The sequence below is a fragment of the Tolypothrix bouteillei VB521301 genome (assembly GCF_000760695.4).
GTDB classification, from domain to species: domain Bacteria; phylum Cyanobacteriota; class Cyanobacteriia; order Cyanobacteriales; family Nostocaceae; genus Scytonema; species Scytonema bouteillei_A.
Genome location: NZ_JHEG04000001.1, coordinates 1593239 through 1619750, shown reverse-complemented (window position 1 = coordinate 1619750; position 26512 = coordinate 1593239). Strand labels below are relative to the sequence as shown.

Here is a 26512-nt window from a genome sequence, read left to right as displayed (position 1 = left end):
TAAATTATGGATTTTAAAGAGTTGTTGCAGCGTTATGCTGCTCTTAAGAGAAATTTTACTAGGGTTGATTTGCATGAGAGAAATTTTAGTGGGGTTGATTTGCAAGGAATCCAAGTGGGGGAGACTGACTTGAGCGGGATTAATCTGAGTCATGCCAACCTCGCTCAAAGTACTTGGTGGGAAATAATTCTTGCTGATGCTAACTTGGCAAGAGCCGATTTGAGCGGAGCTAGTTTTCAATGGTCTAACTTGAGCGGAGCCAACCTCGCCCAAGCCAATCTCACTGGAGCCAGTTTCGTTGGAACTGACCTGACGGATGCAAATTTCATTGGTGCTAACTTGAGTCAAGTCGAATGGGAAGATGTGCTGTTGTGTAACACGACTATGCCAGATGGGAGAATTGAAAATGACCCAATTCGGGTAATTGCTCTTGATGAATTTCTTAGCCGTCGGGAGCGAGGGGAGCAAAGATTTGTTGGCATTGTTTTGCGTGGTGTTGATTTGAGTGGTGTTGATTTGAGGGGCGTTGACCTCCACTACGCCAAACTGACTAATATCAATTTGAGTCGAGCCAATCTCAATAGCGCCGATTTGGACGGTGCTTCTTTGAGCGGAGCAAACTTGAGGGAAGCTGATTTGACTAACGCTTCTTTGAGGGGTGTTGATTTGAGGGGTGCTGATTTGAGGGGTACCAACCTTTTGACTGCTGATTTGGAAAAAGCCATTTTGATTGGCGTTAATTTGACTGGAGCTAATCTCTCGTACACCAATTTGGACGGGCTTGACTTGACTGGAGCTAACTTGACTAATTGCGTGGGAATTACGTCTATACCACCCGATGTGGTTACTCTTTGCAATACTATCATGCCTGATGGAAGTATTAGAGATGAAGAGGGCTGGGGATACTGATAAAGGTGTAGTGTTTATTTCCCAGAGAGTGGGGTCGATGAACCAGCCTGCGCCGTTGGCATCATAGTTATGGATGCTGAAGAGTTGTACGGGCGTTATGTCGTTGGAGAAAGAAATTTCTCTGGTGTTGACTTGAGCAATGTCAACCTTAATATTATGGTCTAAATGACTAACCGACGATCGCCATACCATTGACTTAAATCTCGCTCAATTCTTTCAAGAATGGAGATCGCATCTCCGAGCGATTTTGCATCACTTGCTAATTTAGCAAATACTGACTCAATGCGTGGTTGATAGTTCTGCGGGCATAGTGCGAAGTTGTTAGCAATTGCCACCGCGCCTTTCTCATTCAGTAAGTACTCTCCATTAAGTGCAAATAATACCTGATTCATGCAAGCGACACTGCGGAAACAACAACCTGCTGCATAGGCAACATCACCTCTGGCAACTGCTTTTTGAGCAACGAACAAAGAAAAGCTTATTTCCCAGGCAAACATATTAACAATTGCTTGTTGAAGCTGAGTTGGATAGGGAGTTGTCTTAGCCTTTAAAGCGGCTAAAACACCATTCGGGTCGTAAAGTGGCAGACAATGAGCAACTTCACCCATATAAATAGAGGATACAAAGCCATGAGGATGCCCTGGTTGGTAATCAATCGCGATCTGTCCGGCGTGGCAATCATCAATGACACGATTAACCTGAATTACATCACGATAGAGAAAATCTACAGGGACACCTTCTATCCGCAGCCAACCGCCACCATTAATCCATTTCCCCCACCCACCAATTGGAGTGATGAGATTGGCGCGGCGATCGTCATCAATTTTAGAGGCCAAGTGATTTAGAGCAGCCACATCAAGGGGATTGTCTGGCAGGTAATAAATTCCCAAATCCACATCTGACTTCTGTGTGTGGTTGCCTCGTGCTCTCGAACCACCTAGAGCGATCGCTGCAATTCCATGAATTGACTGCAAACGCTCGACAATGGGGTGGATAAACTGAGGCAATTGCCGATTCATATTGGCTCTATCACCAGTTATTTAAAACGATGCTACATTAAATGCTAACAATTTGAAGAGATCTTCACAATGGGTCGGGTAAGATGTGAACCTACGGGGCACAAGGGCATCCGTTTTACAGACGGCTTCCTTCAACCGGACTTGGATACCGACCCATAAAGAAGTACCGACGGGGAATTCAAGGTAAAATTATGAAACGTTATCAAAAATTCTCAATAACTTTTTGTAGATATTCGGTGGAGGCAACTTCCGCTTGCGATCGCACTACCAAAGTCGGGGACTTTAACGCATCTCGCAATCGGCGATAAAAGTGAATACTGTTTTGTAGTGCTTGGGCAATTTCATGCTGATTGTGTTGAGCAGCAATAGTCTGGTAAAAATCTCCAAGCCTTTGGGGAATTTCTTTCTCTAGATTTCTAACTCCACGCGGTAGTCGCCCTGCTTCAACTTTAGCCAATGGAGCTAAAACCTGTGCCCGGAGAAACGCTAAAAAATCAAGGGCTTCAAAGAGCTCACCTCTACCTAATCTAGCAGCGCAGTAGTGTACCCATACCCAAAAGCGGTCTTCAATCCATTGCAAATCAATCGGTGGATAGTGACATGGGTTGTTGGCAATAGCTGTTGTCAGTAAATTTTCTTGCTCCCACAAAACCACCGGATCTTCTATTAGGTCTGTTGTAAAAGCTTGTAGAAGTAAAAACTTTAAATCAACGTGTACTAAAGGATTGTCGTAAAGACAAATTAACACTCTCGGTTCACCGACGTGTTCGCCAGTAAAAGCTGCTAACAATGAACCAAGTTGACTGGCAAAAATTTGGCGCTGTTGGAAAAGATTTTGGTAATGACCATCATTGACAACAAGAATTAAATCTAAGTCAGAGTACTCATCCATTTCTCCTCTTAAATAAGAACCAGCAATTGCCACACCTAACAAGCGTTCATCAGTCTGCAACTTCACAAGCATCTTTTCTAAAAAAGAACGCTGTGGTTCAGGAATTGGCATACGATCTTTCATCTGTTGGCTCTGTCAATTGACTAACTTCTACAATAGCTTGCGTTGATGTCGGTTTCGTATGACTTTTAAAGAAATTTGACTTGTTTGTTCCAATACCGTTCCTACCTGTTTAGTGAGATCGCAGCATCTTTTATACCAATTTAATATGAAGCTGCATACAATTAGCCTGCGTATAGCCCTTACGGGCATAGCCTGCGGCATCGCGTAGCGTGCGCTTTGCGCTTAGGCAGGCTTTGTTTGTATAGCCCCACTCTTCTAGAGTGAGGGCAATAATGTGCAACTTCACATAGAATTGGTATTAGAGATTTTTGGGCAATATAATTTTCCCCAGCACCCATAAGGAGAATTTAATTACCCATTTCGGTCAACAAATTACGTAAATTAGTCCAAAGATTATTTATGGATTGGTGACGAGCTGCTTGAAGAGAGCAATATGCATCTAATGCCCAATCTTTTTCAGCACCCCTCTTAGCTTTATTCTTTTTCGGAACAATAATATTAAGTCGTATGCCATCATGTTGTATGACCCTTAATAACTGGAGATAGAGAGGGTAACTAACATGATATCAAATGAATCGAATAGTAACGACAATTTTCATGTAGATGGTATACAACTGAGAATTCGAGAAACCAATCTTATAGTGTTAGCCATTCCAGAAAAACGCTACAATTCTAACTCTTTTATAGACATTTCTGTTGACCTTATCAACAACACATCAAACCCTTTTCATCTCAATCCAAAGGAAACTTTAATAACAGAGGTTTTGACATTAGATGGTCAAGCAATGCAAGGAGAAATGGCTCCAGATGAACTTGTTTACAGAGGAAAAGAAGATGTACATTCTCAGTCAAGTTTTGGATTTAGATTGTCTCAATTTATATCAAACTTAATACATTGGTTCTGGAAAATTCCAAAAAGAACATTTGAGCCTCAGTTAGTTAATTCAAGGCAAGGTAGAACCGTTACTTTGACTCTAAAGCTCTTCTGGAAAAGTAACTTACTGCAACTTCAAGTTACTAACAGCCCTAGCTATTCACCAATCATTTTTAGCCTTCTTGACAAATCTTGGTCTTTTAAAGCTCTCCAACCTAATACGTATCAACTTCGGTTCCTATGGGGTATTCCTCCAAGTGATGGTGAATTTAGCTCAGATTCAGAAACAACCCAAGGAATTAGTGCAGGACAGTTGGCAACTCAATTCGTGAATTTTGCTCTTATTAAACCCACTGGAGCCGATCGCAGTGCAGTGGAAGTGGATGGTATCCGCTTTGAAACCCTCATGCCAGAACGAGTATTGACCCTCCCAGAAAAAAAGCGTGGCATTCAAACTCTTTTGCAGATAGGGATTCGCATTACAAACAACACGCCAATCCCAGTCCGTTTCGACTTGTTTCATACTTTAATACCTCAACTTATGGGAGCAGATAATCAAGTATACCTCCGGCGATATTTCCGGCGTGGCACTAAAGAACCATTAGAATCTGATTTTATATCAGTTATGCCTCAAGAGAGTACGACCTTATTTTCACACGCTAGCTTTTCTTGGAGAAAGCATGACCAGTTCACTCTAACCATTGTTGCTAAAGATGGCGGTTGTTGGAATTTTAATGCTCTAAGTGTAGGTATCTATCAAATTCAGATGGTTTATAACGACAAATATGCAACGCAAGAAATATATGACCAAGAAGGTTTAAATACAAACTTAATAGAAAACCTTTGGACGGGGATAGTATGCACTCCTCAAGTAGAGTTTTGCCTAGTCCGGTAAACTGCTATAATATTTTTCCGTTGAGGTAATATAATGAAATATTTCACATTTTTATGATTGCTATATTCCATCTGATTTCGCTTGCGCTGACACAACCTAAATTATTTGTATCGTTCACTTAAATCCACCATATGCAATTTTTAATACGCTCATTTAATCTCTACGTTAATAGTTGGTGGATTCCTATTGCAGGAACATACTGTATACTTACGGTAATTGGCTTATGTGTCTTCTGGCAAACAGGGTGCGTTCCTTTACCTTGGATTGCACCTGTAAGATGGTTTAACTCATCGATCGATCTTCTCTTTCTACCACTACTTGCACTATTCGCAGTTTCAACATTTGGCATGATAATTGCGGCATCAAATCAATTACAGAAACGCGAGAGAAAGAAAGGTATTGCGATTTTCTTTATATTTCTTATTTCTTTATTATTATCAATTTTGGGTTTATTAAATCTTTTCATCATTTTGATGGGTCCTATTTGGTGCAGTCAGACCCCAAGGAGTAAAGCTTATGCTGTTGAAGTGACTCAAGACTTAGCGGAACTTGCTCCATTACCAAAATCTGCAACCCATATCAAAACTGAAATGAAAGGTGGTGCTTTTGACCGAACAGTAGTGGTAACTTTTGAAGCCCTCAAAAGTGACATAGAGGAATGGTTAATGGCATCTCAAGGGACTAGTGAGCTTGTTCCAGAAAAGCTTCCAGATAAGAGTTTAAAGTACTCTATCTCTTCGGGTAATGGAGGACAGGTTGCACTATTAGTTTTATCAGCAGATAAGCGAAAGGTTAAAATACAAGTTGCATACTGGCTCTAAAGAAGGACGCACTCATTTTTGACGACTCTCTGGGTTATTTGAGAAATTACTATTTTTGATAGCCTGCTCCTCTAGAGGTAACAGCACGTCGTAACTGAGCTAAAGCACGATTGTAACTCAAGACAGCTTGCGCTAAATTAGCTTGTGCTCGGGTCAAATCATTTTCTGCTTCAATCACTTCAGTTTGAGTGCCAACACCTGTTTGGAAACGCAAACGTGCAACACGTAAGCTTTCCTTTGCTTGGTTAACGGCAGCATGAGTAGTTTGAACGTTGTTCAAATTAGATTGCAATTGCGAATATGCTGGGTTTACGGGTTGCTCTATGGAAAGCTGGCTCATCACAGACTCAGACAGACTCAAGGCAGTACTTAGATTAACAGTTGGAGACTCAAGAGCTTGCAGTTCCTGTAAGGCAGCTTGACTGCGTTCTACTTGAATTGACACCTCCTGTAATTGAAGATTGTTACGTCGTGCCAGTTCTAAAGCTTGCTGCAGAGTTATTGGCTGAGTGTGTTGAATCTTGACTTCTTGCGGTAGAGTAGGAAATTGCAGGGGATTGGGACTGGGATTGAGGTGTTGTGGTACCTGCGCTGCACCAAGCCCAACATGGCTCAATGCGATCGCACAATTCACACCTACAGCTACTATATAGCGACAAACTGACATCATATTTTTATCTGAATTTCAATAAAATTTCAGCAGTAGGGAGAAACGTTCCTACCCAATTGTAGCGAACGGGTAATTGAAAACTGCTTTCGACCATACCACCAAAGTAAATATTAATTCAACTAGCAAATCATCCATTTCTTCAGGATTATTATAGAGTATAATCTCTGCACCTGAGAAAGTATGTACAAAATAGTTAGTGTTTGTAAACCGTTTTATCATTGAAACTAATTATCAAACCGACTTCACTTAGTAACTGAGAAGAAGTTGGCTAAGTCTGGATATATCTCTAACACTCCACTCATTTGCTCGGCTAATTTAGAAAGATAACTCATAAGTCGCTCAAAAGTGAGAACGGCATGTAAATTGTTTGGTGTCGCACCGAAACGAAGCGGTCTGAAGATGTCGTATTCAGACTTCAACCAAAGAGAGATGTATTGTGAATTTTCACTTAGCTCAAAGTAAAACTCCATATACATAACAGATTTCTCTTCAGGTTCATTATTAACCAGAGTCCACCATGTTCTCATGCCATCAGGAACATCAATTTCACTACCTGCTTGTATTTTTAATGTTCCCCATTCTAAATCTCCTAAGTCGATAGCAATTTGTCTATTTGAAAGTGCTTCCATCAGTAACTCAACAGTAGGCCTTCTACACTGACTGACTATCTCTGTAAATTTTGCATTCATAGCCCGTTGGGTTGCCACCGAATTTTAAAGCAGTTATCCCTACAATTTTACCTGTATCTACTACTCTGATGATTTCTGTGCCTGCAACGAAACAGTTACTCGTATTGGTCACCGTTTTTCCAGTGCTTTTCAGGACATTATCTGTACCTTCAGCACTAGCATTGATGGCTTTATTGGCAGCGAAGAACTTCTTGATACCAAATAATGCTCCAGCAAATGGTACGTCAGCTAGAAGGTTCCAAGCATTCTGACGTTCAAACTTATACCATTTCTGTATAAAGATGCATCTATTTAGCCCACGTAGGTGGGCTTTGTTTGTATAGCCCCACATTTCTAATGTGAGGGAATTTTAAGCGCAACCTCATCTAGAATCGGTATTACCGTTATCTTGGTAGCTTTGGTAAAGGTTATAAGTCACTAGTCTTACATCTTGCAGCAAAGTATTAATACTGAATATTTATGTCATTAATAATCATATATTTTTATCAATAACATGAAAAAATGGGATTTTCTAGCCTCCGTAGGCAGGCTTTGCTTGTATAGCTTCACCCTTATAGGGTGTAGGTGCAAGATATCAGTAGTATTACATGGGAAGAGCCAAAAACCCATTCATGTAATACTTGGGAGGAAAGCTCCTTTTTTGTCCAAAGTCCAATAGTTGAGCGTAGGGCATAAATTCTATGCCCTATGCCCTATACTGTCCTATACCCTAACTCACTAGCTCAATCGAAGCGTACATTCTAAAATCAATTTTTGATTAACTTGGGAATAGGGCTGGATTTCCAAAGCAAGACGAAATGCTCTAATCGCTTCAGAATACTGTCCGAGTGCCGCGTAACACAAGCCCATACCATGAAGTGCGCCAAAATGCACGGGGTTAAGTTGAACAACCATCTGACAGTCTGCTAAAGACTTTTGATACTGAGCGTTGATGTAGTAAAGAAAACCACGGCGATTCCACGCTTCTGCAAAATCTGGTTGGTCGTTAATAAGTTCTGTGAGAATGGCTTCGGCTTGATTCATTTCTCCCGCATCCACTAACTGCTGGCTGCGTTCGATAATTTCTAGCCCGTGAATTCCTTTTTGCTGAAACCAAATCCGCCAGAGTCTTTTGGTCGCCTCATCGCGGACTGTTTCATCGGAATTTTTCAAGTCTTCAAGTAAGTAATTGATAAATAAAGAATCCATGAATTCGCGGTCAGTGATAGTAGCTTTGGATCAAATTTCGCACATTATTATCCAATTAGTCACCCTTGAAGTCACCAGAAGGATTAAGTGTAAAATAATATTTTGCTGAAGAAACTCGTAGAATTCTACGAATTTCTACAGAGAATAGCAGTTTTTCCCCCTTTGTCCTTTATCCTTCATACTCTTCTGTAGTCTCTAATACGATATAATGGCGGACTCAATCTTTAGATTTATTAGCGATTGGTCAATAGTATCTCACATTTTCCCAAATAGAAATGTGTTAGTAGTTATTGATAAATCGTTAATACTAAAAATCGATCGCAAAAACACGAAAACTAAAGACTATGCCAAAGCAAAAGAGCATCTACAGGCATATTGTTCTCACTTCGCATCCCAGTCGCTTTGGTCCCAAACCAATTCCTATCAAGTGGGGAGAAGTCGATCCCATGCAACGGGGTCCGGTGGTAGCTACCTTAACTCAGCAAGCACACCGTAACGTCATTGGTACCCATTCTGGTAGTTATGCGGTGTATAGAGCATTGGCGGTAGCAAGCGGAGCACTTCAATCAGATCACAGGGCCGATCTCACTAACACGTCTCCAGTGGAGGGCATTGGACCGCATCCAAGCTGGTTCGATCCAGATAAAATTGTATCTCTTGACCCATTTGGGGCAAATGTTGGTGATGTCTTTAGATCGTATTACGAACAGGGATATGATATACGCCCGACAATTGCTATCACTAAAGCTCATATCAACATACCCGAACTGCAAGAAGCAGTAGCGAATGGACGCTTGCAAGTTGATGGCAAAATTATGAAATCCAATGGCGATTTAGTTGTCACTAAAGCAGCAATTGAGCCAGTTTGGTATTTACCGGGAATGGCCAAGCGCTTCCAAATTTCAGAGGGAGAATTGCGCCGCGCCTTATTTGAACAAACGGGGGGTATGTTTCCAGAATTGGTGACGCGTTCCGATCTTGAGGTCTTTTTACCACCCATTGGAGGTGTTACTGTATACATTGTAGGGGATGTAGCAGCGATCGACGACCCCAATAAACCCCTAGCAGTTAGAGTACATGACGAATGCAATGGTTCTGACGTCTTTGGGTCAGATATCTGTACCTGCCGTCCTTATTTAGTCCACGGAATAGAAGTCTGCATCCAAACAGCACAAGAAGGGGGTGCTGGTATCATTGTTTACTGCCGCAAGGAAGGACGGGCTTTGGGAGAAGTGACGAAATTTTTAGTATACAATGCTCGCAAGCGTCAAGAAGGGGGCGATCGCGCTGATGCTTACTTCAGTCGGACTGAATGCGTGGCGGGTGTTCAAGATATGCGGTTTCAAGAACTGATGCCGGATGTGTTGCACTGGTTGGGCGTGGCTCGTATTGACCGCTTGGTTTCAATGAGTAATATGAAATACAACGCTATCACTCAAGCAGGCATAGAGGTGGTGGAACGAGTTCCCATTCCAGAAGAATTGATTCCTCAAGATGCGCGAGTAGAAATAGAAGCGAAAAAAGCAGCAGGTTATTATACCACATCTGAGGTATTAGATGCGGATGCGCTGGCATCTGTTCAAGGACGTTCTTTGGAAGGCTAAAGTATGAAGAAGGATGAAGGATAAGGCAGAAAAAGCTTTATACTTTATCCTTCATACTTTTTGAGGGTGTATCGCTAGGAAGGGAAAAATGGAGAGAAAAACCGCAGAGGCGCTGAGGTCACAGAGGAAAGACGAGAGAGAGTTGGTTGCTTATTTGCGATCGCCTACTGCTATTCGAGAACGTTGCGGACAGTTATACAAACTGGCGGTTGAAGGTCATTCGCGTTATTTCAATTGCGATTTGTCTCAATTGGAACGGGTAGCTGATTATACGATTGGGGTGATGCGAGAGGAATATCCGGATTTTAAAATTCCTTTTCACAGCCGTTGGCGACATTTTGAAGCTGGTGGCGTACCTCGTTTGTCAATTTTGGATGAGAGATTGACAAATCTGACGCCTTTAGAAAAGGCGATTGCCAAATTTGATTTGGCGATCGTCAGTGTTTTACTGGATGCAGGAGCCGGAGAAAGTTGGTATTATGACGAACCGGAAACTCAACTGCGTTTTAAGCGTTCTGAAGGGTTAGCAGTTGCTAGTTTTCAAATGTTTTGTGCGGGAACTTTTGCAAGCGAACGTCACACAGCACCTTTGCAAGTGAATGCCGAACGCTTGCAGGCGTTAACTGAAGGGGAATTAGCACAAGGGTTTGCTGTGAGTGCAGAAAATCCCCTTGTGGGAATGACTGGACGTTTGAAGTTATTGCAAAAATTAGGTCGTTCCCTAGTCTCTTCACCTGACCTCTTTGGAGAACAAGATCCTCGTCCGGGTAATCTGGTACGATATTTAATGACAAAAACTTTTAACAATCATTTAGATGCGGCAACAGTATTGGGTGCAGTTCTGGAAGGATTGAGTGATATCTGGTCTGGACGAGTAGAAGTTGCTGGTATTAATTTGGGGGATGTCTGGTTTCACCCGGACGTCACTGATGATGGTTTAGTGCCATTTCACAAACTGTCCCAATGGTTAACCTATTCCTTGTTAGAACCTTTAGAGGAACTCGGTTTAAAAATAACTGGTTTGGATGCTCTCACGGGATTGGCAGAATACCGCAATGGAGGTTTATGCCTTGACTTGGGGCTGATAAACATTAAAAACCAAGATATTTTGCTAAAAGCCAACCCGGTTTCTTCAGAAGCGATTGTAGAATGGCGTGCGCTGACTGTGATACTTTTAGATTCCATTGCTGCCACAATTCGCCAAAAGTTGAACGTGAATGCTGAAGAATTGCCACTGGTGAAAGTTTTGCAAGGTGGAACTTGGACAGCAGGACGAAGAATTGCTGCCGAACTCCGCAATGGCGCGACTCCTCCCATCCAAATAGAAAGCGATGGCACGGTATTTTAACATCGATCGCCTGACCGGGTCATTATTTTAGAACTCAAGCACTGCAAGCTCCCCGACTTCTATAAGAAGTCGGGGAAACCAACTTACTCAGTCCCCAATATGCACGAGCAAATCACAATCATCAATCATCCATTAATTCAACACAAACTAACGTTAATGCGTAAAGCTGAAACGAGTACGGCAAAATTTCGCTCCCTTCTTAAAGAAATTAGCTTATTGTTAGCTTATGAAGTCACTCGCGATTTGCCTTTAAAGGACGAATTCATCAAAACACCTCTAGGACCAATGAATGCACCAGTCCTTGCGCCAGAGAAAAAACTGGTGATTGTTTCTATCCAACGGGCGGGTCAGGGAATTTTAGATGGGATGTTAGAACTGATGCCTACCGCAAGAGTTGGGCATATCGGGTTGTATCGCGACCCCAAAACCTTAGTTCCCATTGAGTATTATTTCAAGGTTCCTCAAGATGTGGACAAACGAGATGTGTTGGTCGTCGATCCAATGCTGGCTACAGGCAATACAGCAGTAGCAGCTGTTGAACGACTAAAATCAACCAATCCATTATCTATTAAATTTGTCTGCATACTTGCTGCACCAGAAGGTCTGAAACATTTTACTGAGTTTCATCCAGATGTACCCATTTATACTGTAGCTGTAGATGAGTATCTCGACGAGAACGGGTACATCATACCGGGCTTGGGAGATGCGGGAGATAGGTTATTTGGTACGAAGTAGCTTTCTTTAATTGCTAATGGCTAATGGCTAATGGCTAATTGTTTAAACACCATTAGCTCTCAGCCATTAGCCATTAGCTCTTAATAATTCTAGTAAAATTACGACTACCTTAAATAAATAAAAACAGCTACTCTATTAATATTTAAGCAGCTGCAAAACACGAAGGCTGCTGTGTTACGGGAAGCGAAAGGATGAGAGACTGGATTAAAAGAACGGTAATCTGTATCTTGTTATTATGCAGCCTATTGTTAGGGGAGAACTATGCAGGCGCTAATCAACTTTCTGGTGTTTACGTGCAGCCATTGAATACAATCCCAGGTGTTGAGAATTTAGCCAGTGCTGATAATCTGCTAAAAGAGGGCAACAGGGAAGATTTTAGGCGATATCTCGAGATCGTTAAAAATGCGGAAAAGATAGAGGGTCTCTTTACGCTGTATCGCCATCAAGACTCTGATAAAACATACTTGGAAATTAAAGCGGAACAGCTAGATAAAAACTTCTTGGGTATAGTTACGTTAGAATCAGGTATTGGAGAAAGCGGTATTTACAGTGGATTGCCTTTACAGGATTTTCTCTTTTACTTCCGTCACATAAACAACAGTTTACATTTTATTATTCGTAACGTTAAATTTCGTACAGAATCAAATGAACCAGAATTGCGATCGCTTGCTCGTTCTTTCAGCGATTCAGTTCTTTATGCACTTCAAATAGTTTGTATCGACCCATACAGTAAAAATATTCTTGTTAGTTTAAATGACCTCCTCATGCAGGATTTTCCTGGCTTAACTTCTCTACTAAAATATTCTTTGCAAGCAGATTATCATTTGGAAGAAAATAGGTCTTATTTTGACAAGATTAATGGCTTTCCTGAGAACGTAGAGATTGATTCCGTTTATGGGTTTTCATCGCCCGAAGGTGCATATTTAGTTACCGTACCCGATAGTAGAGCACTGACGTTGAAAGTGCATTATAGTTTTTCCCAATTACCTGAAAACAATGGCTATGTTCCCAGACTGGCTGATGATAGAGTAGGGTATTTCATCACTGCTTTCCAAGACTTCTCTAAAAAGCAAGGGAAAGAGCCGTTTGTACGTTATATCAATCGCTGGCATCTTGAGCCATCGGATAGTAGCGCTCAAATCTCGCCACCAAAGAAGCCGATTGTGTTTTGGATTGAAAATGCAGTGCCTTTGGAGTATCGCGACGCTATAGCGGAAGGGATTTTTATGTGGAACAAGGCTTTTGAAAAAGCTGGATTCCAAAATGCTCTTGAAGTACGGCAAATGCCGGATGATGCTGAATGGCATCCAGCTGATGTACGCTACAACACCATTCGCTGGTTTAATTCGCTAGACGCAGGTTTTGCTAGAGGACCAGTGCGAGTGAATCCATTTACTGGCGAAATCTTGGACGCAGATATCATTGTCGATGCAAGTATGGTGCGTTCGATTCAGCAAGAATATCGTGCCTTGATGGAAGCAAATTCATCCCTTACCGATGGTTATGTTGCTCAGTCTGAAGATGTTGCTTGTCACAAACCACCTGCACCACCCTTGGAGAGTAGGGCTGGTTACAAACCTCCGCAACCTCTGTTAGAAAAAGTCTCTGCGTCGGAATATCTAGTTGTTAACTCTAACAATCAGTCTTCTCAACGTAATATTACCAAAGGTTTGGATGACTTCTGCTATGGAATGGAGTCTTCTTTTCAAGCATCTATGGGGGCGCTAGCACTGTCACTGGTACAAAATACAGTTCCGAGCAGCGACCAAATGCAAAACTACGTACATCAATATGTACGTTCGCTCATTGCTCACGAGGTTGGTCACACTCTTGGTTTGCGCCACAACTTTCACGGCAGCACAATGTTATCTCCTGAAGAATTAAATAACACTGAAGTGACTCATACGAAAGGTTTGGTTGGTTCGGTGATGGATTACCTGCCCGTAAACATAGCACCTCAAGGAACGGAACAAGGCGATTATTTTCCAGCAGTCGTTGGTCCTTACGATGAATGGGCAATTGAGTACGGTTATAAAAGATATCCAGATTTAAGTTCTGAAGCAGTCACTCCTTTTGCTGAAAAAGCTTTTTTGGAGCAAATTGCTGTGGCTTCGCCTCAACCAGAATTATCTTATGCAACTGATGAAGATATCTGGGATATCAATCCTCTGGCAAATGTCTGGGACATGAGTAGTGATGTGCTGCTTTATGCTCAATGGCAAATGGATAATGCTCGCGTCATGTTACAACGTCTGGATCGGCGTTACCCATTGCAAGGAGAGAGCTACAGTGACTTGCGCGTATTGTTTAATAAGGTTCTCAAGTACTATTTTCGGAATGCTACTTTACTAACTCAGTATATTGGCGGACAGTCTTTTGGGCGTCATCATGCTAGTGATAATAATATTCAATGGACATTTCTACCGGTTTCTTTGGAAAAACAGCGCCAAGCATTGACAGAATTGCAAGAATATGTTTTTTCAGGAGACGCTTTCAACTTCTCACCGCAACTCCTCAATCAACTTGCACCATCACGCTGGCAACACTGGGGACATCCCATCCCTGTCTCGCGCCTTGATTATCCAATTCACGAACGGATTTTGCATTTTCAAAGTGGAGTCTTGCGATCGCTCTTAGATGGCGAACGTCTCAATCGATTGCGGGACATAGAATTGAAAACTCCTTCCGGGCAAGTGTTGACAATCCCGGAACTGTTCGATACTCTTCAAAACGGTATTTGGACAGAAGTCTTAAATGAAAGGGAAGTCAAACCAATTTCTAGCATTCGCCGTTCGTTACAGCGAGAACATCTCAATGTCTTGCTGGCAATGGTACTGCGAAATGTAAATGTCCCTGAAGATGGTCGTACAATCGCTTGGTATAAATTGCGCCAATTGCAAAAAGCTGTAGAATCTAGCTTGCAACAACAAGGTGAAAAGCTTGATATTTACACGCTGGCTCATTTAGAAGAAACTTGCGATCGCATTTATAAAGCGCTCAATGCAAGGTTGCTGTCTTACTAACAATTGTGCCCTCATCCCCAACTCTTCTCCCTCAAGGAAGTTGGGTGTTATCCCTTGTGTAACAGTCTACGGTTGCAGTTGTTTTATCCTCGTTCACACGCCAAGGCTTTGCCTCGCACCTCCTCTTCTGGCTGAGTGCAGGAGGCGGAGCCTCCCAAGTCAGGCATTCCCAGGCTGAGCCTGGGAACGAGAGATAATACTAAATCCGCGTCTTATACCACCTTTATAATTTAGTCCGCGCAGGCGGACTTTGTTTGTATAGCCGTGATTTCTAATCACTAGGGCTTATTGGGGTTATAAAAACGGATTTGGTATTAATCTACAGTTGCAGCTGTTTTTTGTGGTTGCTGCTTTGGAAAGTCCTGATTGGCAACGATTTCCCCAAAAGGACTAATAACTTGTTGCTGTTCAACAACTGGTAAATTCTCTAAAGGTAAGCGGGGGAATAACAGTTCTGCGACTCGGTAAGCTTCTTCTAAGTGGGGATATCCAGAGAGGATAAAAGTATCAATCCCTAATTCTTGATACTCCAACATTCTGGCTGCAACTGTATCCGGATCGCCAACAAGAGCAGTTCCCGCACCACCTCGCACCAATCCAATACCTGCCCACAAGTTTGGACTAATTTCTAAGGCTTCTCGGTTACCTTTATGCAATTGGCTCATGCGGCGCTGTCCTTCAGAATCCATACGAGCGTAAACTTGTTGGCTGCGTGCGATCGCTTCATCATCCACATATCGAATCACATCGCTAGCAGCATCCCAAGCTTCACTCTCGGTTTCTCTTACGATGACGTGCAACCGAATACCAAACTTTAATTTCCTGCCTTCTTTTTCTGCAAGCTCGCGAACAGAGGCAATCTTTTGAGCCACTTGAGCGGGTGGTTCGCCCCAAGTCAAGTACACGTCAACGTGCTTGGCAGCAATTTGCTGGGCAATGGGAGAAGAACCACCAAACCATAAAGGTGGATAAGGCTTCTGAACGGGAGGAAAGAGCAATTTTCCTTCCTGGATGTTGAGATAATCACCCTGAAAGTTAGCGACTTCACCGGCTGCTATCTGTCTCCATACAGTTAAAAACTCATCTGTTAATTTATAGCGATCGTCATGGCTTAGATGCACGCCATCTCCCGCCAATTCTACGGGATCGCCACCCGTGACAATATTAATCAATAATCGACCACCCGAGAGACGGTCAAAACTAGCTGCCATTCTTGCTGCAACTCCAGGTGACATCAGCCCCGGACGTATTGCCACCAGAAAACGCATTTGACGCGTGTGAGACATTAAAGTGGATGCTAAAACCCAAGCATCTTCACAAGAGCGACCTGTAGGCAACAATGCTCCAGTAAAGCCTAAGTGATCGACAGCTTGAGCAATCTGACGCAGGTAAGAAAAACTTACCGATCGCCCGCCAATCGTAGTTCCAAGATAACGTCCGTCGCCGTGAGTTGGGATAAACCAAAGAAGATGCATGATACTTATTTATATTCAGTCAATACTTTATACTAATCTACGGCAAGTCAAGCATATTACCGTAGAAAATTTATATTTTAAGATTTATAACACTTGTTTTAAGTTTTTGCAGTTTGAGCGGAATGCGAATTGCTAAATCTGTAGATAATCCATAACAAACTTGGGAAAACACTTATACAAAAAGTAACAAGAAACACAAATAAATTGAGTTAAGCTTGTACAAGGGTTTACATAGCATCTGCGTATTTTAACAGAAATAGATTCTTCAAGCGAACCATCGCTAAGTAGCTTTTCTATTTAGCTCCATGCTGGCATTCTCATACATTTTCATATTGAAAATGTAAAAAAAGCATATCAACTATTACATAGAAATTCGATGTTTGCATATACAGATCCCACAGGTTCAGATTTTCTTAAACGTCAAAATGCCCTAGAAATATATAGGACTGAAATCGATCGGCTCTACAAGCGCTCTGCTTTCAGACTGAATTCTGCTTTTACATTGCTAGAAGCTTTTGAAGGACTTACTAACGAAACAGGGCTTCAAGTTGAAACAATTAATTGGATTGCATTTCCCAAACTTGCAAATAGACCATTTGAGATTATTGATAGCGATCGCTTTAATCTGCAAGATGAGTATGTTGAATGGCATACCGAGATTCAAGATGGAAAAGTCACGCAAGTTACCTTTACGACTGAGTTTCCAGAGTATTACGAAGCCTTAGCTCAAGTTAGTGTTGATGCTTTGATTGCAGGAATTCAAGATACGATTCCAGAAGCAAATCCCACGCTTGAGGAATTATTTGGTCTGGGATTCGATCCTATATCTGCTTCACCGCAAAAGCGTGCAGAGCAATTTCGCAGACACTTGAGACAAAATCCTTGGAACAACGGACAAAAAGGAATCCTTTGTCTCACTCAAACGAATAACACGGTAGAAGCATTGTTCGGCTTAGTAGAGCCTTGTGCCATCTCTAGATTGGATATTCCCGCATCAGCAATCTGCGGGCAAACAGCTTGCGTCCCCGGACGCAACTCAGATCCAGCTATTTGCCAAGCTTCTCAAAATTTAGCCCGTAGCGATCGCGGTTTAAGCTTGCAAGATCCAGTAGGTATCAAAATGTCCGGGCTTGAAGGGATTTGGAAAATTAACGGTCAAGAAATCGATATCAATAATCCAAATGAAAATCAAGGTGCTTGGGTTATCAGCCGTAACGGTCGCCGTGCTGTCCTTGATGTCACAAAAGGGGTGACCATTGAAAATACAACCATCACAACTGGAGCACAAGTAGCAGCACAGTTAACAGTTGGAGCATCTGTCATTGCAGCTCCAGAGTCAGCACTTCCCGATTGGGCAGCAACTGGAGAAGAATCCTCACGGTTAATCGGTCAAGTTTAGGAGCACGTAAAATGCATAAATTTATCAAAACAGCGATCGCATTCGTATTTTGTTTTTTCGTCTTTACAAAGCTTGCGTTTGCTCAAGCTGCACCAGTTCCTCTGGGTCTAGAACAAAGACAAGAGGGAGCAAATGTTCAGCCAGTAGCTTCAAGTACCTTAAGTTCTTTAGGCGATCCACTTTTTAATCTCGTTCTAAAAGAGCACGCAGATGTTACAAATCTAGCTGAAATAGAAAATTTGATTAAAGGACAACAAGGGCAAGAGCGAACTTTCGTTGTCGATGAAACTATTGTCGATTCTAAACCAACCGTGAGCGGTCAACCAGCAAGTAGAAGAGCCGTACTGACTTTCACGGGTAACAATCAAGGGCAAAGGCTAGATCGAAACGTTATGCTCTCCGTGTTCTTTAACTCCGAGACCTTTCCCGACGTACAATCCATTGAAGCTTTAGGTTGGGATGGTCAGCGAGGTCGCTACAACTACTACAAGCTCGACCAACAAGGAACGCCAGGAAGATTGTCTTGGAAATTTCGCAACTCCAGTGTTCAAGCCGATTTACTGCAACCCGCTCAACGAAGCGGAACCTGCTTGCAATGTCACATTAATGGTGCGCCAGTGATGAAAGAACTGGCTTTCCCTTGGAATAACTGGCACTCCTTTGCATTTAACGCCAATTACTTAAAGTTAGATTGGAAGGCTGGCAATAATTCTAGAATTGCCCAAAGTTTAAGCGGTGCTGAAACACTGGAAACTAACTTCATTCTTCCTGCAATCAATCAGTTTAATGAAAAAAGAATTGAGGAAAGTATTGCTCGCAATAATGATGGTAGCCCAATTACAAATTCTGGTGGAAGTCAACAAGTTATTCAAGGAAAACGCCTTCTACGCCCTCTGTTTGACACTACTGAATTTAACTTAATCAGCAGCAATCAACAAGTTGGAAACTTACATCCTTTTGCCAGTACTCCTACACCCGGACCTTTTGCCGATGTTCAAATTCCCAATACTTTCTTTCTTAACGCCAATTTAATCGGTGGTAATTCACCTTCGATTTCACAAGGTTTAGGGATATCAGAAAGTTTGAACTTTAGTAATTTAGCTAAGGTCAAACCAGAAGAATACAGACAGTTATTAGCTCAGTCTGGAGTCAGGTTGGATGGAAAGCCAGGAGATGCGAATTTTGCTTGGTTTGTACCAGAAGCCAGTCATGTTGATAACAGTGCGATCGCACAACTGATGAACAAAGGAGTTATGACTCCTGAGTTTGTGGCTGCTGTGATGGCTGTTGATTTAGAAACACCAGTCTTTTCAGAAAAAAGACAAGAATTGTTGCAATTTATTCCCGAACAATTTAGTTTTCAACCACTACAAACAGGTACAAATCCTCTGAGTGTCAAACGGTTTCCAGATGATTTAACTCGAAAAGTCATTGCTGCTATAGAACAAGCTAACCCATCAAGCGATTCAACAGCAGGTGAATTCTTAGCGTTGTTGAAAAATGACAATCCTTTACAAGTTCTTAAGGAACGTGTTCAAGCCTATAGTAACAGTATTGACCAAAAGTTAAACAAGAACGACCGAGCAACTCGCCAAGCCGAACTCAAAAGACTTTACGATTTAGTCATTGCTAGAAGAAGATCGGTGATTAGCGATCCTGTTTTGGCAGCGATTAATGAAACAGGTGATGCTCTTCTCCCAGTTCCCGACATTGGAATAGCATCTGCATCTAACTAGTAACAAATAATCGCCGATTGTAATTAGGGTTTTTCAAGAAATAAATTATCCATCTTGTGTTACGGGCGTCCTCGCCCGTACTGTATTTAGTAGCAGACTAGAAGCCCATATAATAGTAAATCGTTACAAGCTGCAATAATCGCTGAAGATGAGGCTAAATTGTATCTGGATCGATATTTAACTCCCGTAATTTTGCTGCCAAACGCTCTGCTTTTGCAGCTTCCTGTTCTAGTTTTTTTTCTGTCTGTTGCGCTGTTTCTTCTGGTGTTGGTACTAGTTGTTCATCTGGTGTAAAAAACCGCAATAAACCCTGATGAATTCCCAAATATAATCCTAATTGTTGGCTCCACAAATGTCCTTGTTCGTTTGGTTGCAGAGGTTGGTATTCTCCATCAACTAAATGAAATCCCGCAAATTCTAATGTGTATGGGTCGAACCAGAAATAATCTGGTGTGCGGAAAGTATCTTGATAAATTTCTTTTTTTAAACCTTTGTCTGTCTTAGCTGTTGAGTCCGACAAAATTTCTAGAATGACATTCGGATATTTGCCATCTTCTTCCCAGACTACCCAACTTTTGCGGGTTTTGCGTTGGGTTCCTAACACGACAAAAAAGTCCGGACCTCGAAAATCTTCTGATTTGAGTTGCCGTGGGCTATAGTAGATAGTCAAGTTTCCTGCCGCATAAAAATCATTTCTATCTCGCCACAGCCATTCCAGACATATCAAAAGTAAAATTATTTGTCGTAGGTGGAGTTCTGTTTCCAAGGGAGGTTCGTCACTGTATAGATCGCCAGGAGGAAATACAACATCTGGAGAGATGCCATCAAGAGCATCTAATTCTTGAGCTATAGTCATAGAACGGATACGGCATCAATGATTTATGGATTTATTTTAGCAGTTGTATTACTTAAGCTCTTACCAATTATAGCAATTCCCACTTACGTGGGGTACAGAAAGAAATTATGCAACAAAACCGATCGCCAGATGTTTATATAAAAACCTATAGATTTGCAGCACTTGCACACTTAGGTTAAAAAGTACTGGGTACGAAAATCTCTTATATTCAACACTTAAGTTTTGTCAGTAGGGAAATTATTGCTGCTCTGAATGTAGAAACAGAACGTGATGGGAACTTAGCAGTTGGGTTTTGTTTCTCAAACGCCACATCGCTCAACGGGGGGAACCCTCCGAAGTTTGCTATTGGGGGAAACCCCCAAGCCGCAACTTCTCTCCGCACGCGAGTGGCTCCCCAACCTACCTGCGTATTTTCGTATTTTTAAGCTTAACCGACAAGCTTTTGAATTTAATTATTGAGTTTATCGATCTGTTGCTGTAGCTTTTGTACAAAGTCAGATGATGAGTTTGGCAGTAATTGTACAATATTTTGACGAAGGAATTCCACTGAATCTCTCTCAACTAAACAGAGTAAGTCTCGTTGTTGCCAATATCCAATTTCATCATAAACATTTTCTAAAATTCCTAGACTTTGAACTCGATCTAACATTTCAACAACTAAAGTATGAGCAAAAACAAAATTAGCGTCTCCTCCATATTCTGGTAGAGATGCAAATTGTGTTTTGCAATGTCCTGTTGCCATCCAGTTTTTATACTGAGAATAGTATCCTAGAAAAATAGCCAAACTTTCACATCCTGGTCTTGGAAGTGTCTCAAATCCAATTATATGAGTAGGGGATATAGATTCACCTGTAGCAAAATTATGGTTAATGGCTTGAAGAGTCAGGAGTGAAGATTTTTTATTTTCAGAACTGAAAACACAGTCTTTTCCTTCTAGCTCAATGACATTATCATCTACCCGTGTAAAGGGAAGCAGTTGTGCGTGGTGATGTAATGAATGTAAGATAGTGCGGATTTCATTAATAGGTCGATCGCCAGCATTAAATTGGTAATGGATACTATATCCCATAACTTTAATCCCACCACGATACAGCGAATTGCGCCTAGTAACTACTTGTTACGCGAGGCTGAGCCTCGGAGATTGTATTCCCAGGCTCCGCCTGGGAACGAGAGAAGCAAATAGTATTGCACGACTGCTTACTGTTTAAAATCGTAACCAAATAAATTTGGATCGACTTCGCCTAGCTGTAGATCTGCCAAACCGTACTCAGCCCATCGTCTATCAACCATTGCTGCGGTTTCTGGATCGGATTCTAAGGAATCACCCCATTCATGTTCTGTTTCTGGAGGAATTTTTGTTGTTGCATCAATTCCCATCCTTCCACCCAAACCAATTTTCTCACTAGCAAAATCCAAAGTATCAAAGGGTGTGTTGGGTAAAATAAAGACATCTCGTGAGGGATCGACTTTAGAACTTATTGCCCATACCACTTGACGCGGATCTCTAATATTGATTGTCTTATCTACTACAATCACAAACTTAGTATACGTAAATTGTGGTAAAGCACTCCAAAATGCCAAAGCTGCACGTCTTGCTTGTCCCGGATATGCTTTATCTATGGATATGATGGCTGCTTTGTAACTCAAAGCTTCCATAGGTAAGAAGAAGTCCACAATCTCTGAGACTTGCTGCCGCAAAATAGGTGTATAAATGCGATTGAGCGCGATCGCCATCATCGCTTCTTCTTTTGGCGGACGCCCGCTAAATGTGGTTAAGTAAACTGGGTCTTTGCGGTGAGTCATGCAATGGAAGCGAATCAGAGGCGAATCTTCTACACCGCCGTAATAACCCATGTGATCCCCAAAGGGACCATCTGGCAAAACTTCTCCTGGGGTAATTGTCCCTTCCAAAACAAATTCCGAATCGGCGGGGACTTCCAAATCCACTGTCTTACACTTTGCCAACTGCACGCCGGAACCACCATAAAGCCCTGCAAACAACCATTCTGATAAATCCACGGGTATTGGTGTTGCGGCTGCCATAATAATTAGGGGATCTACACCCAGTGCGATCGCAATTTCTAATTTTTTCCCACGTTCTGCTGCCTTGCGTAAATGTCTTGCACCACCTCGCACTGACAACCAGTGAACGGTCATGGTATTTTTGGATTGTAGCTGCAAGCGATATACACCTACATTCGGCGTTCCCGTTTCACAGTCTCTTGTGATCACAAGCCCCAGAGTAATAATTTTGCCCGCATCTCCGGGGTAAGGACGTATCAAAGGTAATTTATTTAAATCTAACTCGTCCCCTTGAATCACTACTTGCTGACAGGCGGGGAAAAAGTCGCGTCCTGGTTTTGCTTTCAACACATCAAACAGAACTTTCCCAAACTCCACTGCTTGAGCAATCTTTTTCGGTGGTTTTGGCTGTTGCAGCATTGCCAATTTCTTCCCCAATTCCTCCAACTCCAGAGGATGCTGCATATTCATTGCCCAGCATATCCGTTCTACTGTTCCCAGTAAGTTGACTGCTACAGGGAACGATGCTCCTTTAACATTTTCAAATAGAAGCCCCGGTCCCCCTTTTTGAAGCATTCGGTTGGCAATTTCGGCAACTTCCAAGTCTGGATCGACTGGGGCTGAAATTCGCTTTAATTGCCCTTTTTCTTCCAACAGTTTGATGAATCCCCGTAAGTCTCGTGCCATTGTTTAAGAAGTATGAAGCGTTTCTTATATTATCAGTCCTCTCTCCCTTGTTCTACTCGTGGTGACTCACGGCGAACAAGAGCTTTCCGTATTTTAACTAAACATTAATCTTAATTTTAATATTTCTTAACTATCAAAATAAAGAATTTCATGTATCTTTAGTAAGAATATGCATTATTTTTTACCAGCAAACGCTTCCAAAAATCCAGTATGACCGTAATATACGATACATTTCTGGCAGGCGGTCTCGTGATGTGGCCTCTGTTGTTTTTATCTATCGTGACTTTAGCTTGTGCGCTGGAAAGGACGTGGTTCTGGTGTAATCTCACGATTCGAGAGCGTCGTTTAGTGCGGAAAGTGCTGGCAGCAGCCGAGATAGGTCTGGAGGAAGCAGAAGCGATCGCTCTATGTGCAAAAGATTTATCGATTGGTCGCTTCTTGGTTGAGCCATTGAAACTTAGGAATCCGACCCCCGAAACTTTTCATTTAGCTGTAAAAGCGGCTTGCGATAAAGAATGTTTGGAAATGCGGCGGGGTAATCGGCTGCTAGAAAGTGCTATTGCGATCGCGCCTTTGTTAGGTATTTTAGGTACAGCAAGTGGTTTGATTGCTGCTTTTAAGCATATTAAGACAGGAAGCAACACAACTGATTTCTCTGCTGTCACTACTGGTCTGGCAGAGGCACTTATAACCTCTACAACCGGAATTGCCCTGGCGATTATTGCTTTTGTAATTTTCAGAATTTTTGTAATTTTGCAATTCCGGCAAATAGACTTTTTTTCTAAAGTGGGTTATGAATTAGAACTTATTTACTTGCAACGTTGGAATAACGTCCAGTTAACAATTCACAGCGAACAATTAACAGTCAATAGCAATCAATCGATAGATGAAAATTAAAGTAATTATCGAGCAGTCAATGCTTGCTGATTTGTAGATAGAAATTTAAAAAATATTTAACCTCTGTTTAAACTTATCTTAGCTTTTTCTTAACCAATATTATTGTAGCTTATTTGCTGTGTTGTCCAAAAACAAATAATCATTAATAACCTAGCAATATGAAATTATCGGCTACCGTTTTGAATCGTGTAGTTGCTGCTTCAGCTGTCACGGCTGTTATTGCTGTCGGATCTTCTTTTACAGCTACTACTGCCCAAGCACAAACTATTAATGGTGCAGGAGCAACTTTTCCTGCTCCTTTGTACGAACGTTATGCGCGTGAAATCAAGAAAAAGTATCCAAAGCTGGGTGTTAACTATCAAGGTGTTGGTAGTGGTGCGGGTATTCGCCAGTTCATTGCTGGAACTGTAGACTTTGGTGCTAGTGATGCTGCAATGACTGATGCAGAGATAGGTAAAGTCAGCAGAGGAGCTATCCTAGTACCTACTGCGGGTGGTGCTGTTGCTGTTGTTTACAATCTTCCTGGTGTCAACAATCTAAAATTGTCCCGCAAGACTTTACCAGGTATTTTCTCAGGTCAAATCACTAACTGGAATGACCCTCAAATCAAAGCAGATAATCCTGGTGTCAATCTACCAAATCAGCCCATCAAACCCGTTGTTCGCGCTGATAGTAGCGGTACTACCTTTATTTTTACTACTCATTTAAGTACAATCAGTCCTTACTTTAAGGGCAGAGTGAGTGCTGGAACTGCTCCAAAGTGGACAATCGCCAATGTTCTTAAAGGGAAAGGAAACCCAGGTGTTGCTAATCTCGTTTCTCGTACCGCAGGATCTATTGGTTACGTTGAGTACGCGTATGCTACAGCAAACAAACTGAACGCAGCACAAGTACAGAATAAAACAGGACAATATGTAGCTCCTTCTTTAGAGTCAGCCAACCAAGCTTTGTCAACTGTCACTTTCCCTGACAACTACCGAGTTTTTGTTGGAGATCCCTCACAAGGTTATCCCATTGTCGGTCTAACCTGGCTGTTGGTTTATAAAAATTATCCCGACGCTGCTAAAGGATCTGCTGTGAAAAACTTTGTTAACTGGGCATTAACTGACGGTCAACAAATTAATGATGACCTGAACTATACTAGGATTCCAGCATCTACGGCACAAAAGGTAATACAAACAGTAAATAGTGCTATTAAGTAGTGTTAATGGCTAATTGCTAATGGCTAATTGCTAATGGCTAATTGCTAATTGTTGTATTAGCCGTTAGCCCTATCTCAGGAGCGGAGACGCTAAGCGCTTAGCGCACACTCCGCGATGCCGCAAGCAGGCTATGCCCGCAGGGCTATACGCCAGTCGCTAGGGCGCGGGAAACCCGCCTGCAGCACTGAACTCACCGCCTGCTTTCTCTGGTCTCACCATTAGCAATTAGCAATTAGCAATTAGCAAATAACAATTTCCTAACTTTGGTGGGCTGTTTGCTCACCTATGTGTCATGACGAGAATTTAATCTTCTAATGAGTAATGGCTAATTCCTCAGAACCAGCTAATAACAATCAACGAAACTTAATCGATGACAGTACAGATATTACAGCGACTAGCGGTCAAAGTTTCTTAATTGATAAGGGATTTACTTGGCTAGTTTATGTATTTGCTGCTCTGACAGTTGCTGTATTGTTTTGGATGAGTTGGATCGTTTTTCAACAAGCTTTACCAGCTATTCAAAAGTTTGGCTTGGGGTTCTTGTGGAGTCAGGAATGGGATGCAGGTAATTTGCTTTTTGGTGCATTGCCTTATATCTACGGAACTATCGTCACCAGTGCGATCGCTATGTTATTAGCTGTACCTGTAGGATTGGCAGTAGCTTTAGTCACGAGTGAAAATTTTATCCCGCCTTCTGCAAGAACAACCCTAGCGTTTATCGTAGAGATCATCGCTGCTATTCCCAGTGTCATCATTGGTTTGTGGAGCGTGTATGTATTTATTCCGGTACTGACACCTCTAGAAACTTGGTTGTCCGCAACTTTTGCATGGTTACCTTTGTTTAACACGCCAAGTCCAGCAGGTTTCAACTTACTCACTGCAGGGATCGTTCTGGCAATTATGATCTTACCTACAATGGCTGCTATTAGTCGTGATGTCTTGCTTGTGGTTCCAAAAGAATTACGCAGTGGATCGATGGCTTTGGGTTCTACTCGTTGGGAAACCATTTTTCGAGTCATACTACCGACTGGATTTTCTGGAATTGTAGGTGCAGCAATGCTCGCTTTAGGGAGAGCATTGGGGGAAACAATGGCTGTGACTATGGTGATTGGGAACTCGGCTCAAATCAGTGCATCACTACTCGATCCGAGCTACACGATCCCTTCTGTCTTAGCTAACGAGTTTGCTGAAGCGCAAGATCCATTACATATTGGAGCGCTAACATATTTAGGCTTGATTTTGTTTGCCGTAACCTTAGCTGTCAATATTTGTGCTTTAGCAGTTGTACAGTTTGTTGGTGGCAAAAATAAGTAATACCATTTTGGATGAGTGGATTTTAGATTTTGGATTGAGAATGCCCTCATCTCACCCTATTATCTGTCACATTCTCTTTTCAAATTGGTCGAAGAGATTTACGACAAATGTTACATAAACTACTTGTTACTAAA

General features: G+C 42.0%; 22 protein-coding genes and 1 tRNA gene. 12 read left to right on the top strand and 11 right to left on the bottom strand.

The features are described from left to right. The first annotated feature begins 6 nt into the window (after window positions 1–6). Window positions 7–909 carry a pentapeptide repeat-containing protein gene (locus HC643_RS06430; protein WP_050046357.1) on the top strand — a complete coding sequence of 301 codons (903 nt, stop codon included), beginning with the start codon at window positions 7–9 and terminating at the stop codon, window positions 907–909. Between the two features lie 161 nt (window positions 910–1070). Here HC643_RS06430 and HC643_RS06425 read toward each other — a convergent pair whose 3' ends face one another. The 3 genes from HC643_RS06425 to HC643_RS06415 all read right to left on the bottom strand — a co-directional run bounded on the left by HC643_RS06425 (window position 1071) and on the right by HC643_RS06415 (window position 2943). Further along, window positions 1071–1928: a nucleotidyltransferase domain-containing protein gene (locus HC643_RS06425; RefSeq protein ID WP_050046358.1), complete on the bottom strand. Its 858-nt coding sequence runs from the start codon at window positions 1926–1928 to the stop codon at window positions 1071–1073. Between the two features lie 70 nt (window positions 1929–1998). Further along, window positions 1999–2083: transfer RNA gene (locus HC643_RS06420), tRNA-Tyr, on the bottom strand. 47 nt (window positions 2084–2130) lie between these two features. Further along, window positions 2131–2943, bottom strand: coding sequence for a nucleotidyltransferase domain-containing protein (locus HC643_RS06415; protein WP_050046359.1), 813 nt, complete (start codon window positions 2941–2943; stop codon window positions 2131–2133). Window positions 2944–3503: 560 nt separating this feature from the next. Between HC643_RS06415 and HC643_RS06410 the strand changes: the two genes are divergently transcribed. Then, window positions 3504–4712, top strand: coding sequence for a hypothetical protein (locus HC643_RS06410; RefSeq protein WP_050046360.1), 1209 nt, complete (start codon window positions 3504–3506; stop codon window positions 4710–4712). Window positions 4713–5059: 347 nt separating this feature from the next. Next, window positions 5060–5533, top strand: coding sequence for a hypothetical protein (locus tag HC643_RS06405; RefSeq protein WP_050046361.1), 474 nt, complete (start codon window positions 5060–5062; stop codon window positions 5531–5533). A gap of 49 nt (window positions 5534–5582) precedes the next feature. Here HC643_RS06405 and HC643_RS06400 read toward each other — a convergent pair whose 3' ends face one another. From HC643_RS06400 to HC643_RS06385, 4 genes are all read right to left on the bottom strand, one after another. Next, complete coding sequence (locus tag HC643_RS06400) at window positions 5583–6203, bottom strand: TolC family protein (RefSeq protein WP_082051805.1); 621 nt, start codon at window positions 6201–6203, stop codon at window positions 5583–5585. A gap of 242 nt (window positions 6204–6445) precedes the next feature. Next, entirely contained in the window at window positions 6446–6832 is a 387-nt protein-coding gene (locus tag HC643_RS06395) for a hypothetical protein (protein WP_050046362.1), read from the bottom strand. Window positions 6833–6854: 22 nt separating this feature from the next. Then, window positions 6855–7223: a hypothetical protein gene (locus HC643_RS06390; RefSeq protein ID WP_038084749.1), complete on the bottom strand. Its 369-nt coding sequence runs from the start codon at window positions 7221–7223 to the stop codon at window positions 6855–6857. A 386-nt stretch (window positions 7224–7609) separates the two neighbouring features. Further along, window positions 7610–8080 carry a tetratricopeptide repeat protein gene (locus HC643_RS06385; protein WP_038084750.1) on the bottom strand — a complete coding sequence of 157 codons (471 nt, stop codon included), beginning with the start codon at window positions 8078–8080 and terminating at the stop codon, window positions 7610–7612. Window positions 8081–8424: 344 nt separating this feature from the next. On the opposite strand from HC643_RS06385, the gene HC643_RS06380 reads away from it, so the two are divergent. The 4 genes from HC643_RS06380 (at window position 8425) to HC643_RS06365 (ending at window position 14790) form a co-directional block, all read left to right on the top strand. Further along, on the top strand, window positions 8425–9684 hold the full coding sequence (locus tag HC643_RS06380) for a GTP cyclohydrolase II (protein ID WP_038084751.1): 1260 nt from the start codon (window positions 8425–8427) through the stop codon (window positions 9682–9684). An 88-nt stretch (window positions 9685–9772) separates the two neighbouring features. Beyond that, complete coding sequence (locus HC643_RS06375) at window positions 9773–11032, top strand: URC4/urg3 family protein (protein ID WP_038084754.1); 1260 nt, start codon at window positions 9773–9775, stop codon at window positions 11030–11032. A 99-nt stretch (window positions 11033–11131) separates the two neighbouring features. After that, window positions 11132–11767 carry a uracil phosphoribosyltransferase gene (upp, locus tag HC643_RS06370; protein WP_038084757.1) on the top strand — a complete coding sequence of 212 codons (636 nt, stop codon included), beginning with the start codon at window positions 11132–11134 and terminating at the stop codon, window positions 11765–11767. Window positions 11768–11958: 191 nt separating this feature from the next. After that, entirely contained in the window at window positions 11959–14790 is a 2832-nt protein-coding gene (locus HC643_RS06365) for a zinc-dependent metalloprotease (RefSeq protein ID WP_038084759.1), read from the top strand. Window positions 14791–15104: 314 nt separating this feature from the next. Here the strand turns inward: HC643_RS06365 and ssuD are convergent, their stop codons facing one another. Further along, the gene (ssuD, locus tag HC643_RS06360) at window positions 15105–16265 is read right to left on the bottom strand and encodes an FMNH2-dependent alkanesulfonate monooxygenase (protein ID WP_038084761.1); all 1161 of its coding nucleotides are present in this window, start codon (window positions 16263–16265) and stop codon (window positions 15105–15107) included. A 376-nt stretch (window positions 16266–16641) separates the two neighbouring features. On the opposite strand from ssuD, the gene HC643_RS06355 reads away from it, so the two are divergent. Beyond that, entirely contained in the window at window positions 16642–17664 is a 1023-nt protein-coding gene (locus tag HC643_RS06355; RefSeq protein ID WP_038084763.1) for a hypothetical protein, read from the top strand. An 11-nt stretch (window positions 17665–17675) separates the two neighbouring features. After that, complete coding sequence (locus HC643_RS06350) at window positions 17676–19400, top strand: hypothetical protein (RefSeq protein WP_038084765.1); 1725 nt, start codon at window positions 17676–17678, stop codon at window positions 19398–19400. 154 nt (window positions 19401–19554) lie between these two features. On the opposite strand, the gene HC643_RS06345 is transcribed toward HC643_RS06350, so the two are convergent. The 3 genes from HC643_RS06345 to HC643_RS06335 form a co-directional block, all read right to left on the bottom strand. Further along, entirely contained in the window at window positions 19555–20256 is a 702-nt protein-coding gene (locus tag HC643_RS06345) for a Uma2 family endonuclease (RefSeq protein WP_038084767.1), read from the bottom strand. A gap of 448 nt (window positions 20257–20704) precedes the next feature. Next, a complete protein-coding gene (locus HC643_RS06340; protein WP_050046363.1) occupies window positions 20705–21325 on the bottom strand; it encodes a hypothetical protein in 621 nt (206 codons plus the stop codon). A gap of 128 nt (window positions 21326–21453) precedes the next feature. Next, window positions 21454–22965, bottom strand: a complete 1512-nt coding sequence (locus tag HC643_RS06335) for a UbiD family decarboxylase (protein ID WP_038084769.1) — start codon at window positions 22963–22965, stop codon at window positions 21454–21456. A gap of 210 nt (window positions 22966–23175) precedes the next feature. Here HC643_RS06335 and HC643_RS06330 point away from each other — a divergent pair, with 210 nt between their 5' ends. The 3 genes from HC643_RS06330 (at window position 23176) to pstC (ending at window position 26378) form a co-directional block, all read left to right on the top strand. After that, the gene (locus HC643_RS06330) at window positions 23176–23862 is read left to right on the top strand and encodes a MotA/TolQ/ExbB proton channel family protein (RefSeq protein WP_050046364.1); all 687 of its coding nucleotides are present in this window, start codon (window positions 23176–23178) and stop codon (window positions 23860–23862) included. 158 nt (window positions 23863–24020) lie between these two features. Continuing rightward, window positions 24021–25064: a phosphate ABC transporter substrate-binding protein PstS gene (gene pstS, locus HC643_RS06325; RefSeq protein ID WP_038084772.1), complete on the top strand. Its 1044-nt coding sequence runs from the start codon at window positions 24021–24023 to the stop codon at window positions 25062–25064. A gap of 321 nt (window positions 25065–25385) precedes the next feature. Then, the gene (pstC, locus tag HC643_RS06320; RefSeq protein WP_038084773.1) at window positions 25386–26378 is read left to right on the top strand and encodes a phosphate ABC transporter permease subunit PstC; all 993 of its coding nucleotides are present in this window, start codon (window positions 25386–25388) and stop codon (window positions 26376–26378) included. Window positions 26379–26512: the final 134 nt, after the last annotated feature.

Bases quoted from the DNA above. Each gene is read 5' to 3' on its own strand.
- HC643_RS06430 (WP_050046357.1), top strand. From the start codon at position 7: ATGGATTTTAAAGAGTTGTTGCAGCGTTATGCTGCTCTTAAGAGAAAT.
- HC643_RS06425 (WP_050046358.1), bottom strand. From the start codon at position 1,928: ATGAATCGGCAATTGCCTCAGTTTATCCACCCCATTGTCGAGCGTTTG.
- HC643_RS06415 (WP_050046359.1), bottom strand. From the start codon at position 2,943: ATGAAAGATCGTATGCCAATTCCTGAACCACAGCGTTCTTTTTTAGAA.
- HC643_RS06410 (WP_050046360.1), top strand. From the start codon at position 3,504: ATGATATCAAATGAATCGAATAGTAACGACAATTTTCATGTAGATGGT.
- HC643_RS06405 (WP_050046361.1), top strand. From the start codon at position 5,060: ATGATAATTGCGGCATCAAATCAATTACAGAAACGCGAGAGAAAGAAA.
- HC643_RS06400 (WP_082051805.1), bottom strand. From the start codon at position 6,203: ATGATGTCAGTTTGTCGCTATATAGTAGCTGTAGGTGTGAATTGTGCG.
- HC643_RS06395 (WP_050046362.1), bottom strand. From the start codon at position 6,832: ATGGAAGCACTTTCAAATAGACAAATTGCTATCGACTTAGGAGATTTA.
- HC643_RS06390 (WP_038084749.1), bottom strand. From the start codon at position 7,223: ATGTGGGGCTATACAAACAAAGCCCACCTACGTGGGCTAAATAGATGC.
- HC643_RS06385 (WP_038084750.1), bottom strand. From the start codon at position 8,080: ATGGATTCTTTATTTATCAATTACTTACTTGAAGACTTGAAAAATTCC.
- HC643_RS06380 (WP_038084751.1), top strand. From the start codon at position 8,425: ATGCCAAAGCAAAAGAGCATCTACAGGCATATTGTTCTCACTTCGCAT.
- HC643_RS06375 (WP_038084754.1), top strand. From the start codon at position 9,773: ATGGAGAGAAAAACCGCAGAGGCGCTGAGGTCACAGAGGAAAGACGAG.
- upp (WP_038084757.1), top strand. From the start codon at position 11,132: ATGCACGAGCAAATCACAATCATCAATCATCCATTAATTCAACACAAA.
- HC643_RS06365 (WP_038084759.1), top strand. From the start codon at position 11,959: ATGAGAGACTGGATTAAAAGAACGGTAATCTGTATCTTGTTATTATGC.
- ssuD (WP_038084761.1), bottom strand. From the start codon at position 16,265: ATGCATCTTCTTTGGTTTATCCCAACTCACGGCGACGGACGTTATCTT.
- HC643_RS06355 (WP_038084763.1), top strand. From the start codon at position 16,642: ATGTTTGCATATACAGATCCCACAGGTTCAGATTTTCTTAAACGTCAA.
- HC643_RS06350 (WP_038084765.1), top strand. From the start codon at position 17,676: ATGCATAAATTTATCAAAACAGCGATCGCATTCGTATTTTGTTTTTTC.
- HC643_RS06345 (WP_038084767.1), bottom strand. From the start codon at position 20,256: ATGACTATAGCTCAAGAATTAGATGCTCTTGATGGCATCTCTCCAGAT.
- HC643_RS06340 (WP_050046363.1), bottom strand. From the start codon at position 21,325: ATGGGATATAGTATCCATTACCAATTTAATGCTGGCGATCGACCTATT.
- HC643_RS06335 (WP_038084769.1), bottom strand. From the start codon at position 22,965: ATGGCACGAGACTTACGGGGATTCATCAAACTGTTGGAAGAAAAAGGG.
- HC643_RS06330 (WP_050046364.1), top strand. From the start codon at position 23,176: ATGACCGTAATATACGATACATTTCTGGCAGGCGGTCTCGTGATGTGG.
- pstS (WP_038084772.1), top strand. From the start codon at position 24,021: ATGAAATTATCGGCTACCGTTTTGAATCGTGTAGTTGCTGCTTCAGCT.
- pstC (WP_038084773.1), top strand. From the start codon at position 25,386: ATGGCTAATTCCTCAGAACCAGCTAATAACAATCAACGAAACTTAATC.